General features: G+C 41.2%; 14 protein-coding genes. 13 read left to right on the top strand and 1 reads right to left on the bottom strand.

Features of this window, described 5'->3' with window-relative positions; genetic code table 11:
• The first annotated feature begins 405 nt into the window (after nucleotides 1-405).
• From AAV98_RS09165 to yidC, 13 genes are all read left to right on the top strand, one after another.
• On the top strand, nucleotides 406-1,629 hold the full coding sequence (locus tag AAV98_RS09165; RefSeq protein WP_060665256.1) for a substrate-binding domain-containing protein: 1,224 nt from the start codon (nucleotides 406-408) through the stop codon (nucleotides 1,627-1,629).
• A 75-nt stretch (nucleotides 1,630-1,704) separates the two neighbouring features.
• Nucleotides 1,705-2,472, top strand: a complete 768-nt coding sequence (locus tag AAV98_RS09160) for an ABC transporter ATP-binding protein (protein ID WP_060665255.1) — start codon at nucleotides 1,705-1,707, stop codon at nucleotides 2,470-2,472.
• A complete protein-coding gene (locus AAV98_RS09155) occupies nucleotides 2,456-3,163 on the top strand; it encodes an ABC transporter ATP-binding protein (RefSeq protein WP_060665254.1) in 708 nt (235 codons plus the stop codon). Before AAV98_RS09160 ends, AAV98_RS09155 begins: the two co-directional genes overlap by 17 nt.
• A gap of 14 nt (nucleotides 3,164-3,177) precedes the next feature.
• Nucleotides 3,178-4,038: a branched-chain amino acid ABC transporter permease gene (locus tag AAV98_RS09150; RefSeq protein ID WP_060665253.1), complete on the top strand. Its 861-nt coding sequence runs from the start codon at nucleotides 3,178-3,180 to the stop codon at nucleotides 4,036-4,038.
• A gap of 4 nt (nucleotides 4,039-4,042) precedes the next feature.
• Complete coding sequence (locus AAV98_RS09145) at nucleotides 4,043-5,041, top strand: branched-chain amino acid ABC transporter permease (RefSeq protein WP_060665252.1); 999 nt, start codon at nucleotides 4,043-4,045, stop codon at nucleotides 5,039-5,041.
• A 14-nt stretch (nucleotides 5,042-5,055) separates the two neighbouring features.
• Entirely contained in the window at nucleotides 5,056-5,232 is a 177-nt protein-coding gene (locus tag AAV98_RS20260; RefSeq protein WP_156317705.1) for a hypothetical protein, read from the top strand.
• 4 nt (nucleotides 5,233-5,236) lie between these two features.
• Entirely contained in the window at nucleotides 5,237-6,268 is a 1,032-nt protein-coding gene (locus AAV98_RS09140; RefSeq protein ID WP_060665251.1) for a 3-oxoacyl-ACP synthase, read from the top strand.
• Complete coding sequence (phaZ, locus tag AAV98_RS09135) at nucleotides 6,265-7,173, top strand: intracellular short-chain-length polyhydroxyalkanoate depolymerase (protein ID WP_060665250.1); 909 nt, start codon at nucleotides 6,265-6,267, stop codon at nucleotides 7,171-7,173. Before AAV98_RS09140 ends, phaZ begins: the two co-directional genes overlap by 4 nt.
• Nucleotides 7,170-7,907, top strand: a complete 738-nt coding sequence (fabG, locus tag AAV98_RS09130) for a 3-oxoacyl-ACP reductase FabG (RefSeq protein WP_060665249.1) — start codon at nucleotides 7,170-7,172, stop codon at nucleotides 7,905-7,907. The genes phaZ and fabG overlap by 4 nt, the downstream gene beginning before the upstream one ends.
• 195 nt (nucleotides 7,908-8,102) lie before the next feature.
• Nucleotides 8,103-11,159 carry an efflux RND transporter permease subunit gene (locus tag AAV98_RS09125; protein WP_060665248.1) on the top strand — a complete coding sequence of 1,019 codons (3,057 nt, stop codon included), beginning with the start codon at nucleotides 8,103-8,105 and terminating at the stop codon, nucleotides 11,157-11,159.
• A gap of 109 nt (nucleotides 11,160-11,268) precedes the next feature.
• Entirely contained in the window at nucleotides 11,269-12,777 is a 1,509-nt protein-coding gene (locus AAV98_RS09120; RefSeq protein ID WP_060665247.1) for a class I adenylate-forming enzyme family protein, read from the top strand.
• 150 nt (nucleotides 12,778-12,927) lie between these two features.
• On the top strand, nucleotides 12,928-13,200 hold the full coding sequence (locus AAV98_RS09115; RefSeq protein WP_060665246.1) for a hypothetical protein: 273 nt from the start codon (nucleotides 12,928-12,930) through the stop codon (nucleotides 13,198-13,200).
• A gap of 26 nt (nucleotides 13,201-13,226) precedes the next feature.
• The gene (yidC, locus tag AAV98_RS09110) at nucleotides 13,227-13,997 is read left to right on the top strand and encodes a membrane protein insertase YidC (RefSeq protein WP_060665245.1); all 771 of its coding nucleotides are present in this window, start codon (nucleotides 13,227-13,229) and stop codon (nucleotides 13,995-13,997) included.
• A gap of 308 nt (nucleotides 13,998-14,305) precedes the next feature.
• Here yidC and AAV98_RS09105 read toward each other — a convergent pair whose 3' ends face one another.
• On the bottom strand, nucleotides 14,306-15,448 hold the full coding sequence (locus AAV98_RS09105; protein ID WP_060665244.1) for an MFS transporter: 1,143 nt from the start codon (nucleotides 15,446-15,448) through the stop codon (nucleotides 14,306-14,308).
• Nucleotides 15,449-15,478 lie beyond the last annotated feature (30 nt).

Raw genomic sequence — 15,478 nt, 5'->3', positions numbered from 1 at the left:
CCTCGAAAATGCTACGCATTTTCTTCGTGCGATGTATTGCTGCCGGAGCCTTCCTTGTCCTGAGGGAGATAGCGGTAGCTTGAGACCCCGCAGCGGAGCGAGGAGGCTCAAGCACCGCCCCTAGGAAAACGAAGCCATTTGCGGAAATGAACAGCGGTGTCTAAACAACATCTTAAGTCAAAGACTTTTTCAGCAGCTTCTAGCGGAGCAAGGAGGCTCAAGCAACCGCCCCTAGGAAGGCGAAGTCATTTGCGGAGATCAACAGCGGAGAATAACCAACAACTAAAAAAGAACCGGGCGGTTGTTTTTCGTGTAGCAGGCTTTGCTTTGTAACCCATTTGTAACCACCTCGTCTTAAGCTGAAAATACAACTTAAACACATTAATGGGTTAAGGGGGAAGGGAAATGAAAAAGTGGAAGACAGGATTTCTGCTTGTGTGTGCAATGATGTTGGTGTTGGCTGGCTGTAGCGACAGCAATGCCGGAACGGAAACAGATTCAAGTGGTGACGGTGATCAAAAAGTAATCAAGGTAGGTGTGCTCGCCTCCTTAACTGGTGCGCTTGAAACGTATGGTAAGCAAACGGTTCAGGGCTTTGAACTTGGTCTTGAATATGCAACAGAAGGAACAATGGAAGTAAACGGTCATAAGATAGAGTTTGTAGTGGAAGACACTGAAACAAAACCGGAAGTGGCGATTCAAAAAGCGACTAAACTATTGGAAGAAGATGAGGTAGATTTCCTAGTCGGATCTTCAAGCTCTGGAGACACTTTAGCGGTACTGCCTCTTGCAGAAGAGTATGAAAAGGTGATGTTGGTGGAACCAGCAGTGGCCGATAGTATTACAGGAGCAGATTGGAACAAATATATTTTCCGTACAGCACGAAATTCCTCTCAAGATGCAGTGGCTGGAGCAGCTGCGATTGCAGGAGATGGAGTGAAGATTGCGACATTGGCACCAGATTATTCTTTTGGCCATGATGGAGTGGCGGCTTTCAAAGAAGCAGCAATGGAACTTGGTGCTGAAATTGTTCTAGAAGAATATGCAGATCCTGCTGCAACTGATTTTACATCCAATATTCAAAAGATTTTGGATGCAGACCCTGACTATCTTTTTGTTGTATGGGCAGGTGCGAATTCTCCTTGGAATCAGATTTCCGATATGAAAGTACAAGAAAGAGGAATCAAGATTTCTACGGGTGCTCCTGATATTGCAGCCTTATACACAATGGAACAGTTGATTGGTATGGAAGGGTTCTCCGTTTACTACCATACACTTCCTGATAATCCAATTAATGATTGGTTAGTGGAAAAACATAAAGAAAAATTCAACGGAGAAGTTCCAGACTTGTTTACTCCAGGCGGAATGACGGCTGCCATCGCTATCGTGGAAGCACTAAAGAAAACAGAGGGGGATACGGATTCCGATTTAATCATAGAAACAATGGAAGGAATGAGCTTTGATACACCAAAAGGTCAAATGACGTTCCGACCTGAGGATCATCAAGCGATGCAAACTTTATATGCTGTGCGTCTAGAGAAAGTGGATGGATTCGACTATCCAGTACCTGTGTTAATGAGGGAGCTATCTCCGGAGGAAACAGCTCCTCCAATCCGTAACAATCAATAAGTAGAAGTGGAACTTTGGAGCGATGCTCTAAAGTTCCTTCGTGTTATTAAATATCATTAAAAGGAGGTACACAATTTGAATCCCATTTTACAGACTAAGGATTTAACCATTGCATTTGGAGGTCATGTGGCAGTGGATCATGTTAGTTTTACGGTGGAGCCTTTCCATTTCAAATCCATCATCGGACCCAATGGAGCTGGGAAAACAACATTTTTCAACCTCTTAAGCGGACAGTTGAAGCCTACAAAGGGAGAGGTGATTTGGAAAGGGGAGGACATAACAAAGCTTTCCTCCATGAAACGGACTAGAAAAGGGATTGGGAGGTCGTTTCAGATTACTAATGTGTTTCCAAATCTAACAGTCTTGGAAAATGTTCGGCTGGCAGTGCAGTCTCAGCGTGGAGTCAGGTATAATATGCTTTTTCATTTTCAACACTTTAAGGAGTTTGAAGAGCGGTCATTGGATTTATTAAAGACGGTCCTTCTGGATGATAAAGCTTCTTCACTTGCAAATAACTTGGCACATGGAGAAAAGAGAAAACTTGAAATTGCCATGCTTTTAGCGCTTGAAACGGAACTGCTTCTTTTGGATGAACCAACGGCAGGTATGTCCATTGAAGAAGTACCGGCAATACTGGAGGTTATTAAACTAATAAAAGCCAAGAAAGATAGGACCATCATATTAATTGAACATAAAATGGACATGATATTAGACTTGTCTGATTCTGTTACGGTACTTTTCAATGGGAAATTGTTAGCGGACGGTACACCGCAAGAGATCATGAACAATGAAACAGTACAGTCAGCGTATTTGGGAGGATTGTATGATGACAACGCTTCTTAAAGTGGAAAAGATTCAAACATATATTGACCAGTTTCATATTTTGCAAGGTGTTGACTTTGAAGCGAAACAAGGAGAAGTTACCGTATTGCTAGGGAGAAACGGAGCAGGGAAAACGACAACTCTCAGAAGTGTGATGGGTCTTAATCCTCCTAAACAGGGTTCTATTTTGTTTGATGGACAGGATATTACTGGATTGGCAACGTATGACATAGCTAATAGTGGAATTGGCTATGTCCCAGAAGATCAAGGGGTGTTCGGAGAGTTAACAGTAGAAGAAAATATGAAGGTTGCCATGAAAAAAACAGATAAAGAAACCCTTGCGAAATTAGATTGGGTGTTAGACTTGTTTCCGGATTTAAAAACATACTGGAAAAAGCGGGGCGGGAACTTAAGTGGCGGTCAAAAGCAGATGCTGGCAATTTCACGGGCTTATATTAATAACAGCAGGCTTCTATTGATTGATGAACCAAGTAAGGGGTTGGCTCCAATTATGGTAGAAAAGGTGATGGACTCCATCCAGCAGATGAAAAAAGAAACGAGCATTATTCTAGTAGAGCAGAACTTTTATATGGCAAGTACAATAGGGGATTGCTTTTATATCTTGGATGATGGAAAGACCGTTCACCATGGTCACATGCATGAGCTGAAAGAAGATGAGGCGCTCAGAAGGCAATATCTTGGGATCGCATAAAGGAGGGGCATATAGTGGATGTATTGGTGAATTTGACAGTCAACGGATTAGCAACGGGAATGTTGATTTTTTTGCTTGCTGCTGGTCTGACTTTGATATTTGGTTTAATGGATGTCCTTAACTTTGCCCATGGGGGACTGTTTGCCTGGGGCGCCTTTTCAGGGATCTGGGTATATTCGGCAACAGGCAGCTTCCTAGTAGGAATTATTGCTGCAATTGGTACTGGGCTTATATTGGGACTTGCGCTTGAACGATACATCATTCAGCCTGTTTATGGAAATCATGTTCAACAGATTCTGATTACATTAGGAGTCATGCTGGTTTTAAGTGAAATGATTAAAGTGGTATTCGGTCCCAATCAGCTTAGCGCAAGAACGCCATCATATTTGAGTGGCAGCTGGGAGTTTGGGGATATCATCATCATCAAATATCGCTTGTTTATCATTGTTATTGGTATTTTAGTTTTCGCTGCAATCTTCTATATTCTAAGAAATACAAAAATAGGCCTTATCGTACGAGCAGGTGTGATCAACAAAGAGATGGTGCAGGCATTAGGCATTAATATAAAAAGGGTATTTATGCTCGTGTTTATGGCTGGGGCTGCAATGGCGGCACTTGGTGGCATGCTGCTTGGGCCGTATTCCGGTGTTATTTATGCAGAGATGGGTCTGGAGTTTGGGATCTTGGCATTCATTGTGGTGGTAATTGGGGGGATGGGAAGCATTACAGGTTCGGTGCTTGCAGCCATTTTGGTCGGATTGAGTGGATCCTTTATGGCCTATTTCGTTCCGGATTTAGCATTGGCAGTGAACATGATGCTGATGACCATCGTTTTGATATTCCGTCCACAAGGATTATTTGGGGTAAAGGGGTGAGAGGATGAACAACTATATGACCATACCAAATGCCGTCTACATCATCATATTTTTGATGCTTCTTGCACTTCCGTTTGTGACAGATTCTCGTACTCTATTGATCATGTTTACTCAAATCTTCCTATTTGCCATCTTTGCAATGAGTTATGATATCTTGCTTGGTTATACCGGTATTGTTTCGTTTGGGCATGCCATGTTTTTTGGAATAGGAGCCTATTCTACGGGTATCATGTTGAAGCAATATGACAGTACCTTACTTATGCTTGTATTAGCAATTCTTGTCGGTGCAGTTATTGCAGGTATTGTAAGCTATATTGTCGGGATGCTTTCCCTTCGTTTGAAAAGTCACTTCTATGCAATGTTAACCCTTGCCTTCTCAGGATTGTTCTTAGTATTGGCGGAAAAGTGGCGAACACTTACACAGGGGAATGATGGCTTTACCTTCAGTATTCCTGACCCTTTGCGTGATAGATTAAATTTATACTTGCTGTCTTTAATCATGATGGTCCTAATTTTCCTTTTATTAAAGCGATTTACACATTCTCCATTAGGAAGGGTCCTGCAGGCAATAAGAGAGAATGAGGAGCGGACCGAATCGCTTGGCTACCATGTGCTGCATTATAAAGTCATAGCGAGTGTGGTAGCTGGTGTGTTTGCTAGTTTTGCCGGCAGTCTCTATGTATTGACACTTAGGTTCGTCAATACGTCTGTTTTTGCAGTAGACGTCACGTTGGATGCCTTATTGATGACCATCATTGGAGGTGTAGGTACTTTAATAGGCGCCATAATTGGAGCAGGGTTGATAGAGTTTGCACACCATTGGTTAACAGATCTTGCAAAAGTTCATTGGATCTTTGAAAGGTGGATTATTTTTTTCGGAATTCTTTACGTTGTCGTGGTGATGTTTTTTCCTCAAGGGATTGTAGGGACCGTCAGATTATGGTGGTCTAGAAGAAAAGGAGCGCAGCTTAAAGTAGGAAAAGAGAAAAACATTTCAGGTTAATTGGAGGGGAATGGATGAGCAGTCAGCCACAAGTTGCATCTTTTGTTGTACGGTGTGCCGGTTTTTCAGATGCAGGACAGCCGTCACCAATCTGGAGAATTACAGTCAGCCACGTGCAAGAGGAAGAGGAAATAACGGTTACTTGCTTTGAAGAAGTCTGTAAATATATGAAAGAAAAACTTAGTGGGTGAGGTTATGACGCAGATAGGAATTGTAAGTGTCGGTACATTTATTCCAGAAAATTTCATGACCAGCAAGGAAATCGCAGAGAAATCTGGAATACCTATAGAGGTGGTCGAAGAAAAGCTGGGCATTCGGTCTAAGCCAGTTGCGGGCTACGAGGATCATACGTGTGAAATGGGAATAAAAGCTGCACGGATTGCCTTGGAAAAGGGAAAGATTGCGCCAGAGGAAATAGACCTGATTCTCTATATTGGGGAAGAGCATAAAGAATATCCACTATGGACGGCAGCCCTATATATGCAGAAGCAGCTTGGGGCGGTAAATGCGGTAGGCTTTGATATGGGATTGCGATGCGGAACCACCATCATGGGATTAAAAGTTGCAAAAGATATGATGATAGCGGATGAATCTATTCAGACAGTTCTGCTTGCTGGTGGATACCGTAACGAAGATTTTATTGATTACACCAATCCAAGAACCAGATTTATGTATAACCTTGCAGCGGGTGGGGGAGCCATTGTGTTAAGAAAGAATCATGGTGAAAATTCTTTATTGGCTTCTCATCTTATAACGGATGGTTCTTTTTCTGAGGACGTAGTAGTAGTTGCGGGCGGAACGAAGCACCCCATTTCTCCCGAAGCATTGGAAAAAGGTCTGAATAAGCTGGATGTGCTTGATCCTGTTGGAATGAAAGGAAAATTAGAAGAGAAATCCATGAAGAATTTTTTGAAAGTAATTCGACTGTCGTTATCCAAAAGCGGTCTTACGGAAGAAGCATTGAATTATCTCGGAATCCTTCATATGAAAAAGTCAGCCCACCAATATGTTTTAAAGGAGCTAGGTTTGTCCGAACAACAATCTATTTATCTAGAAAACTACGGACACGTCGGTCAAATCGATCAAATTCTCTCCTTGGAACTTGCTTTACAGCAAAACCGAGTCAAGGAGGGAGACATTGTAGTGTTGGTGAGTGCGGGGATTGGCTATGCTTGGGGTGCAACGACTATTCAATGGGGAAAATCAAATAGGGAGGTAAAAAAATGATCGTTCAAAAACAAGTAAAACTGCCAAACGGGGAGACATATGGATATAGAGAACGAGTTGGTAGTGGTGAGACTATTCTGCTCATACATGGTAATATGACTTCTTCTAAGCATTGGGATTTACTAATGGAGAACATAGATGCTTCTTTTCATCTTGTAGCGGTTGATATGAGGGGGTTCGGTGAATCATCGTATCATGAAAAAATCTATTTTATTAAAGACCTAGCAGCTGACATGAAACTATTTGTAGACGAATTAAATCTGAACAACTTTACCATAGTTGGGTGGTCCACAGGCGGAGCGGTGGCCATGCAATTTGTAGCTGACAACCCTAACTTCGCAAAAAAGCTCATTCTACTTGCTTCTGCATCAACAAGAGGTTATCCAATGTTTGAAACGGATGTAAACGGTCAACCAGAGCTATCAAAAAGACTAACAAGTTATGAACAGGTTATGCAAGACAAGACCAGGACTATTACCATTTCCCATGCATATGAAAACCGAAACAAAGAGGTATTGAGAATGATATGGGATTATGCGATCTATCATGACAATCAACCGGATGCAAATCGGTATGAGGAGTATCTGGAAGATATGCTAACACAGCGCAATTATCCGGAAATTCTTCATGCGCTTAATATCTTCAATATTAGTAATCACCATAATGGACTGAAAGAAGGCACAGGGGAAGTGGAGAAAATCAACATACCAACTCTTGTGTTAGCTGGTGAAAAGGATCTTGTTATATCCGAACAGATGTCCAAAGAAGTGGTGGAGGACCTTGGAGATGTGGCGACCTTTCTTTCTCTTAAAGGGTGTGGTCATTCCGCACAAGTAGATGATTTACCACAATTATTGCAAGCGATTACAGCATTCGTAGCGAAACAGGAGGAACAATTCAAATGAGATTAGAAGGTAAAGTTGCCATCATAACCGGTGCAGCCAATGGTTTAGGGTTGGAGGCTGCACGTGTATTTTTAAAAGAGGGGGCAAAGGTTGCTCTCGTGGATTATGATGCAACACTAGGCGAACAAAGAACGGCAGAGCTTCAATCAGAAGGAGAAGCGGCATTCTACCAAGTGGATGTTTCTAATCAGGCCAAAGTAGTGGAAATGGTCTCCATGGTTAAAGAGAGATTTGGTAAGATTGATATTCTCATTAACAATGCTGGTATAACAAAAGATAATATGCTTCTAAAAATGAGTGGAGAAGACTTCCAAAAAGTAATGGATGTTAATGTTACTGGGGTCTTTAACTGTACGCAAGCAGTGGTGCCTCATATGCTGGAAAATGGTAAAGGGAAAATCATCAATACGTCATCTGTGAGCGGGGTTTATGGAAATGTTGGTCAGACTAATTATGCAGCTTCTAAAGCAGCCGTTGTTGGAATGACAAAATCATGGGCAAAGGAATTTGGCCGAAAGAATATTAATGTAAATGCTGTGGCACCTGGGTTTGTGGATACTAATATGGTAGCAACCGTCCCAGAGAAAGTAATTCAAAGTTTGTTGCAGGTAATTCCCCTCCAACGACTTGGCAAGCCGAGTGATATCGCAAGCGCCTATCTTTACCTTGCTTCAGACGAATCAGATTATGTGAATGGAACGGTTCTGCATGTAGATGGCGGTATTATGATGTAATAAATAAACAGTTTACTTTTAAACTAGGTGCTAATTAGCACCTAGTTTTTTTGTATACCATTCTGAAGTTTTGACGAAAAATAAAACAAAACACACCAAAGCATATTCATCCTTGCCAAGACTAATACCCACACCTTATGATGAATTCAGGATAAATAGTCAAATTTGAATAATTGAGTATAGGAGGACATTCAGGTGTTTAATGCGCTTATTAAAAAGCCAAAAGTAACTCTAATATTTTTACTATTATTGGTGGTCATTGGTTCCTTGACCTATTTTCAAATACCAAAACGAGAGATTCCCGAAATCTCATTAAATGTAGGAACCATCACCACCGTGTATCCAGGTGCTGCTCCAAACGTAGTAGAACGCGATATTACCACCCCGCTTGAAAAAGAACTATTAGATATTGACGGAATGGACAGTGTCTCATCTGTTTCAGGACTAGGCATCTCTAATATTGTGATGGAACTTACTGATGATGCGGACAGGGATAAAGTATTCTCCCAGGTTCAGCAAAAAGTTTCGGATGTAAGCCGTGAGTTTCCAGAAGACGCTTTTGAGCCGTCAATTAACACGGATATTCAAATGGGAGCCATTGCTTCGTACCACATCTTACATGAAGACCGTTCCCTGTTATTAGAGCAAAAGGACATCATTGAAGGTTGGGTCCCTCAACTGGAGGATATTGATGGTGTTCGAAAAATTACAATAAAAGGGTTAGAAGAATCGAGCTACACCCTTAACTTGAATTCAGAAACCATGCAAGAAGAGAGGGTACTACTTCCTGATGTAATAACGGCTATTCAAAATGAATTGCAAATCACCCCTCTTGGTAGTCAGCAGGAAGATAACCAGATTTCCCAGCTGACATTTGAACATATTGAAAACATTGAAGAAGTAGAAAATGTATTTCTGAAAAAGGATGAAGAAGGAAATGCGCTTTATGTCGGGGATGTTGCAAATTTAACGCAAATACCGACAGAACAAAAAGATTTAATAACGTATGATGGCTCACCTGCTATTTCATTGACGATCATGCAAGAAAAAGGAGTAGACATTCCATCGTTGAATGCCACTGTGGATGAAGAAATGGAACGTCTCGCTAAAGACCTTCCAGAAGAAGTGGAGATGGAACTTTATTATACGCAAAATGAGATTGTGTCTAAAATTTTCAAAGACTTGGGAATTTCCTTCCTGATCTCTATTTTAGCAGTAGTATTAATTACGTTTTTTGGATTAAATACAGTTTCAGCAATACTGGTGGCAATCTCTATTCCAATATCGATTGCGCTTGGATTAATCCCTTTACCATATGCAAATGTTGATCTAAACCAGATTTCCATTATCGGAATCATCATTGCCTTAGGAATACTGGTGGACGATGCCATCGTAGTAAATGATAACATCCAAAGACGTTACCAACTTGGTGATGGCCCGTTAAAAGGCGCAATTACCGGAACGAAAGAAGTTAGGGTATCCATCATTACCTCCACCTTGGCCATCGTCTTTACTTTCTTGCCATTGACTTTCCTAGGTGGGCCAAACGGTGCTTTTATTTCTGCACTTCCGACCGTTCTTATTGCTACAATCATCGGTTCCACGATTGTCGCTTTGACCATTGTGCCGATTTTCATGGCATGGCGTCAAAAGAAAAAGACAGGCAAACAAGGAAAAGATGGTTTGCTAGGGTCTCAATTTGATAAGGCGGGGAACTGGTACAGTACAAAAATTTTAACAAAGGTAGTGAAAAAACCTCTCCTCACAGGCCTTGCTGTTCTTATATTCTGTACTGCAAGTTACGCACTGGTTCCATTTATTCCGGTCGTATTCTTCCCTAGTGCTGATCGTGAAGAGGTGACCGTGTCCGTCACATATCCAGCTGGGACACCACTGGAAGAGACAGAATCAAGGCTTCAACAAATGGAAGAGAGCATCAAAACAGATAGTGCTGTTTACGAAACGACCATCTTTGCTGGAAGCGGTGAACCTGGGATATTTGGCAGCACACTATCCAATTCAGGTGAGAACACTGGGCAGATTGTCTTAAGAGTCGACCGGGAGCAGCAGTCTGCTGCAGACACGATTGCCAAATGGCAGCCTGAATTACGAGATGAAAATCCAGACGCCGTCGTAATGCTTTCTACCATTGAAGCAGGTCCGCCTGTAGGAGCTCCTATCGCATTGACGGTTGTTGGGGAAGACATAGAAAATCTCATGGATTCCGTTAACGGGATGAAAGAAGAGATTAAAAGCTTAGAAGGTAGCGGAGCGGTTATTGATGACGTAGGATCGGCACAACCTACTATTAATTATGTTCCAAACAGAGAAGCTATGGAAGAGCATGGAATTACCGCTCAAGAAATAAGTAATCAGATCAGGCTTGTGACAGAAGGAATCCCGGTTGGGTCTTATGAAGCAGGTCTAGAGAGAGAAACACTTACCATTGTTCAAGACCTTGTAGAAGATGGAGAAATGATAAACCTTGAAGCATTGGAGCTTCCGAGTAAAACAGAAACGTCGGAATTTGGGGCACCGGTTCTCATCCCGCTATCGGAGCTTGTGTCTGTTGAAGAAACAGAAGTATTGCCATTAATTCCTCATAAGGATGGGGACAGAACCATAACGGTACGTGTATATCCTGGAGAGGATGACAAACAGAAGTTAGAGGCAGAAGTGAAAGAAATCGCAGCATCCTATGAATCAGATAGTATTTCCGTTTCGGTTGGAGGAGAATCTTCTGCAAGAAGTGACTTCTTTATTGAAGTAGGAAAACTGTTCTTGATCGTCATTTTCTTGATATATATTTTAATGGTTGTTCAGTTCAATTCATTAAGATTGCCTTTGTTAATCATGAGTTCCGTTTACTTGGCTATTTCTGGGGCGATGATAGGCTTGTTCATCACTCAAACCGGCCTCGGTTTCATGGCGATGATGGGGATTGTATCGCTTGCGGGAATCGTGGTAAGGAATGCTACAGTATTCATTGAATTCATGGAATACCGTTTGCAAGAGGGGGCAACCCTGAGTGAAGCGGTGATCGATTCAGGTAAAGCAAGGTTGCGACCGGTGGTTCTGACAGCCTTTACGTCTATTGCCGCTTTACTTCCAATCGCGTTTAGTGGAGATGTATTATTTACGCCACTTGCCATTTCCATTATTTCAGGAATTTTCTTCTCCACATTCTTTACGTTGTTGTTTGTACCGGCATTTTATATTGTCATCAAACGAAAGAAAGTGAAAGAAGCTTAAGTAATGTGAAAAGGGTATCCATCATAATATGGATGCCCTTTTTTTGTTGTAACCCTTCTGTAACTCTCATCTCCTATAGTATGAGTATCTTGTATTGTGTAGGGGAGAGATGGAAGTGGAAATGAATGGTTCTTGGTTACAGAAGCGTTCACAACATTCTCCATATAAAATCGCAGTGATAGACGGCGAAACGGGAGAAAAATGGAATTATAAGCAAATGTACGATCGATCAAGAGATATGGCGGGGAGATTGTTATCTGCTGGTGTTGGAGCAGGAGATCGAGTGGCTCTGTTGTCACCCAATCATATAGTGTACTTTGATTTGCTTTTTGCTTGTAGAGAGATAGGGGCAATTTTTGTACCAATTAATTGGAGACTGGCGGAAAATGAATGGAACTATATAGTAAGAGATTGCAAAGCTAATTGTGTGATCGTGCATGATGATTATTTAGAGGAATCAAAACAGTTGGAATGTCAGGTGTTTTCACTTGATGAATTGGCGACAAAAGAAATGCAAAAGATTGGTTCACCCCCCACACGATTCCATGACGCGGCGGCCATTATCTATACAGGGGGCACAACCGGCCATCCAAAAGGAGTAATTCTTACTAATGAAAACATTACATGGAATGCCATCAATACTATTGTAAGCTGGGGACTTCATGGTGAAGATACCACCCTGACTTGCCTGCCTATGTTTCATACAGGGGGGCTTAATGCCTTGTCGACTCCACTGCTTATGGCAGGTGGGACCGTTGTCCTGATGAGGAGTTTTGATTCGGAAAAAGCCATCAAACTACTAAATTTGTATAAGTGTACCATTACCTTAATGGTCCCAACCATGTATAGCATGCTGATTGAGCATCCTCATTTTCATGGAACAGACTTTCCAACCATGAAAACATTTCTTTCGGGTGGTGCCCCTTGTCCATTAGAAATTTACGAAGCATTCTACCAGAAGGGGAAGTTGTTTAAAGAAGGATACGGACTAACAGAAGCAGGACCAAACAATTTCTACATTGATCCTTACGAGGCATACGGAAAAAAGGGATCAGTCGGCAAAGCAATGCTATTTAATGAAGTGAAATTGATGGTAAATGATAGCTTAGAAGCGACAGAGGAAGAGGTCGGAGAAATATATATTCGAGGTTCCCATGTCTTCTCTGAATATTGGGAGAAAGAAGAAGAAACCAAGAAAGTCAAACGTGATGGCTGGCTGAGAACAGGTGACTTGGGTCGAAGAGATGAGGAAGGTTATTTCTATATAGTTGGTAGGACGAAAGATATGATCATTTCAGGCGGCGAAAATGTTTATCCATTGGAAGTGGAGCAAATACTCTGTCAGCATGAAGCGGTCAAGGAGGCTTGTGTTATTGGTGTACCACACCCAGTTTGGGGAGAGGCGGTAATTGCCATTGTATCTAGTAAAAGGCAAACTTCTGAGAGAGAGTTGCTGACCTTCTGCAAATCCAGAATCGGAGTTTATAAAATACCGAAGAAAATAGTCTTTGTTCCGGAAATACCTAAAACCGCCGTAGGGAAATTGGATAAAAAGAATCTACAAAATTCTTTTAGGAATCTATATGCTCATAATCAAAATAAAGAAGAACATGTATAGTCGTAAATTAACAAAAAGATACACCTAGCATTTATTGCATACTAGGTGTATCTTTTTATTGTAGGGATATACTTTAAATGAAACATTATAGTTCATCAATCGTACAAGTAGTATCTACTATATTCAGTTAAAAAGGTGATTGCATATAATATGGAATTTTATCTTGATATTTTACTATACGCACCATATGTAACAGCCGCGGTACTTTGCCTGTTGACGTTCTGCTTTTTTGTGGATTCCAAGTATGTGGTTTATCAACACAGTGGTTATACGACATCCTTGGACCTTGAAACGAATAAATTGCAGTCTATTATTGGTAAGCGGAGAAGGCTTATTACATTCATATATAGAAAACGGCCGACAAAAGAAGCAACCTTAGATGAAGAAGATTCCTCTTTCTACTATACAAACATGAGTGAATAATTTTGTGAAAAGTAGGAGGAATTTATATGAGAAAGTTTTGGACAGTAAGTTTAGTTATATTTTTATTGGCATTTTTAACAGGTTGTAACATGAGTGAGCCCATCACGGCAGATAGTTCTGGAGTTTGGAATCATTATTATGTCTATCCGTTATCCCTAGCGCTGACAACCGTGGCAGAATGGACTAGTGGAAGCTATGGTATATCTATCATCATCGTTACAATTGCGATTCGTACACTTATCTTGCCATTGGCATTGAAGCAGCAGAAAAACATGCTTGCCATGCAAAAACTTAAGCCAGAAATGGAAGCATTGCAAAAAAAATATAAAGACAAAAAGAATGCAGACGATCAAAAGGAAATGCAAAAAGAATTAATGACGCTGTACCAGACGCACAAAGTGAACCCTGCCGCTGGTTGTTTTCCAATGTTGATTCAGATGCCTGTGATTATGGCTTTCTATTATGCAATTGGAAGAACGACAGAAATAGCCGAGCACTCTTTCTTTTGGGTAAGTCTCGGTCAGCCGGATCCATTTTATATTCTACCGGTTGTGGCAGCTATTACGACATTCATTCAAACAAGAGTCACGCTTACGAATGATGTACAGCCACAGATGAAAATGGTCATGAATATAATCCCCGTGTTTATATTAATTGCCGGATTGACGTTGCCTTCTGCATTAGCACTTTACTGGGTGATAGGAAATATCTTCGGTATTGGGCAAGGTCTCTATTTGAAAAAACGAATGAAAACATTGAAGCAGATGGAAGAAGCAACAGTCGTTCCTAGCACATAATAGGACAAAACCTCCAACCTCCTATTAGGGAAGTTGGAGGTTTTTTTGCATGAAAAATCTATAATACAGTTGATTTCCGTTCCAGGCGCTTCGCTTGCCTGCGGGCGGTCCGTGAGCCTCCTCAGGCTTCGCCTTCCTGGGTCTCACCTGTCCCTTCCATCCGCGGGCGAAACGGTAGGTTGAGACACCGTAACGAAGTGAGGGAGGCTCGAGCACCGTCCCGCGGAAAGCGAAGCCATTTGCAGAAAGGAACAGCGGAGTAATACGATGCAAATAAAAAGGACCGATTAGGTATTGCTCTGTTTTTCTTACGTATCTCTTCTGATTCTCAAAATTAAAATAGCATTCAGTAAAAACCATATTCCTAAAAAGCCCAAGACAGATAAAAACGAAAAGTTGTGGCTTATGATAGGGCTGACCGCCGTGCCAATTAACAATGTGAAAGAATACAAAGAGATGGCACTTCCTCTATGATTTCTGCCTAATACCCCAATATACGTAATGATTGCTGGTAGAAAAAAGGAGATGGCAGCTACATAAATGACAGAAAAAGCCCCAATCACAAATAGATTTTTATAAAAAAACATCATAATGAATAACGAAATAGAAACGCTTAACGAACAATAAATAAGTAATCGCTTAGTGCGCATGGTCCTCATTACTAAATCAGAAAACAGGCAAGAAACAGTACCAATAAGTCCAATAGAGCGGACCAACAAAAAAGATTGATTTGGAAAAACTGTAGTGAAGTATTGGAATAGGCTGTCGTAGAAAGTCACAAAGGAGAGCAGCAAAGAAAAAACAATCATATATAAAATTCTTAAATCACGGTCAGCCAAGAGAGTGGAAAAATGTTTCCAAGGTTTGTCCTTTGTAAGGATCAATGAATTGGATGGGCTTAATAAGAGGCGGGCAAACAAGAACAGCACAAAGTAAAAAAGGGAAAAGAAAATAAATACGCCTTCCCATTGAAAAGAAGCAGCTATTGTTTCGCTTATCATAGGTCCGAAGATGCCGGATAACAAAAAGCCTGCATTAATTAGAGAGATCGTAAAGTTACGAAGAGATGGTAAAAAATGGTCAAAGCAATAGGCAAAAGCAACTGGTGCAAAGCAACCGAGGGTAAATCCTTGAAAAGAGCGGGCGACATACAAGTGAGATATATCCGTAGATTGCGCAACGAGTATGGTAGCGATAGCCGAAAACAGAAAGCCATAGCTAATAATTGTTTTTCTTCCAAATTGATCGGATAATGGACCGAACATCAATAGTCCTATCGCATAGAAAATGCTGAAAAAACTGCTGGCTACGATTACGTTTTGTTTGGGAACATTCCACTCTAAGCTAATTGAATTGTAAAGTGGAATTAACGTATAAAGGCTACAGACCACAAAAAATCCCATGACAATGAATAAGGTTGCTGAAAAATAATGGTTTTTTCTTTGTTCCATTTCCGTTCACCTGCCCATGTTACCTTATGC

The organism is Bacillus sp. CHD6a (assembly GCF_001293645.1).
GTDB lineage: Bacteria > Bacillota > Bacilli > Bacillales > Bacillaceae_I > Sutcliffiella_A.
The sequence above is the reverse complement of the archived record's forward strand: the minus strand, read 5'-3'. Positions and strand labels throughout refer to the sequence as shown.

Bases quoted from the DNA above. Each gene is read 5' to 3' on its own strand.
- AAV98_RS09165 (WP_060665256.1), top strand. From the start codon at position 406: ATGAAAAAGTGGAAGACAGGATTTCTGCTTGTGTGTGCAATGATGTTG.
- AAV98_RS09155 (WP_060665254.1), top strand. From the start codon at position 2,456: ATGACAACGCTTCTTAAAGTGGAAAAGATTCAAACATATATTGACCAG.
- AAV98_RS09145 (WP_060665252.1), top strand. From the start codon at position 4,043: ATGAACAACTATATGACCATACCAAATGCCGTCTACATCATCATATTT.
- AAV98_RS20260 (WP_156317705.1), top strand. From the start codon at position 5,056: ATGAGCAGTCAGCCACAAGTTGCATCTTTTGTTGTACGGTGTGCCGGT.
- AAV98_RS09140 (WP_060665251.1), top strand. From the start codon at position 5,237: ATGACGCAGATAGGAATTGTAAGTGTCGGTACATTTATTCCAGAAAAT.
- phaZ (WP_060665250.1), top strand. From the start codon at position 6,265: ATGATCGTTCAAAAACAAGTAAAACTGCCAAACGGGGAGACATATGGA.
- fabG (WP_060665249.1), top strand. From the start codon at position 7,170: ATGAGATTAGAAGGTAAAGTTGCCATCATAACCGGTGCAGCCAATGGT.
- AAV98_RS09120 (WP_060665247.1), top strand. From the start codon at position 11,269: ATGGAAGTGGAAATGAATGGTTCTTGGTTACAGAAGCGTTCACAACAT.
- AAV98_RS09115 (WP_060665246.1), top strand. From the start codon at position 12,928: ATGGAATTTTATCTTGATATTTTACTATACGCACCATATGTAACAGCC.
- yidC (WP_060665245.1), top strand. From the start codon at position 13,227: ATGAGAAAGTTTTGGACAGTAAGTTTAGTTATATTTTTATTGGCATTT.
- AAV98_RS09105 (WP_060665244.1), bottom strand. From the start codon at position 15,448: ATGGAACAAAGAAAAAACCATTATTTTTCAGCAACCTTATTCATTGTC.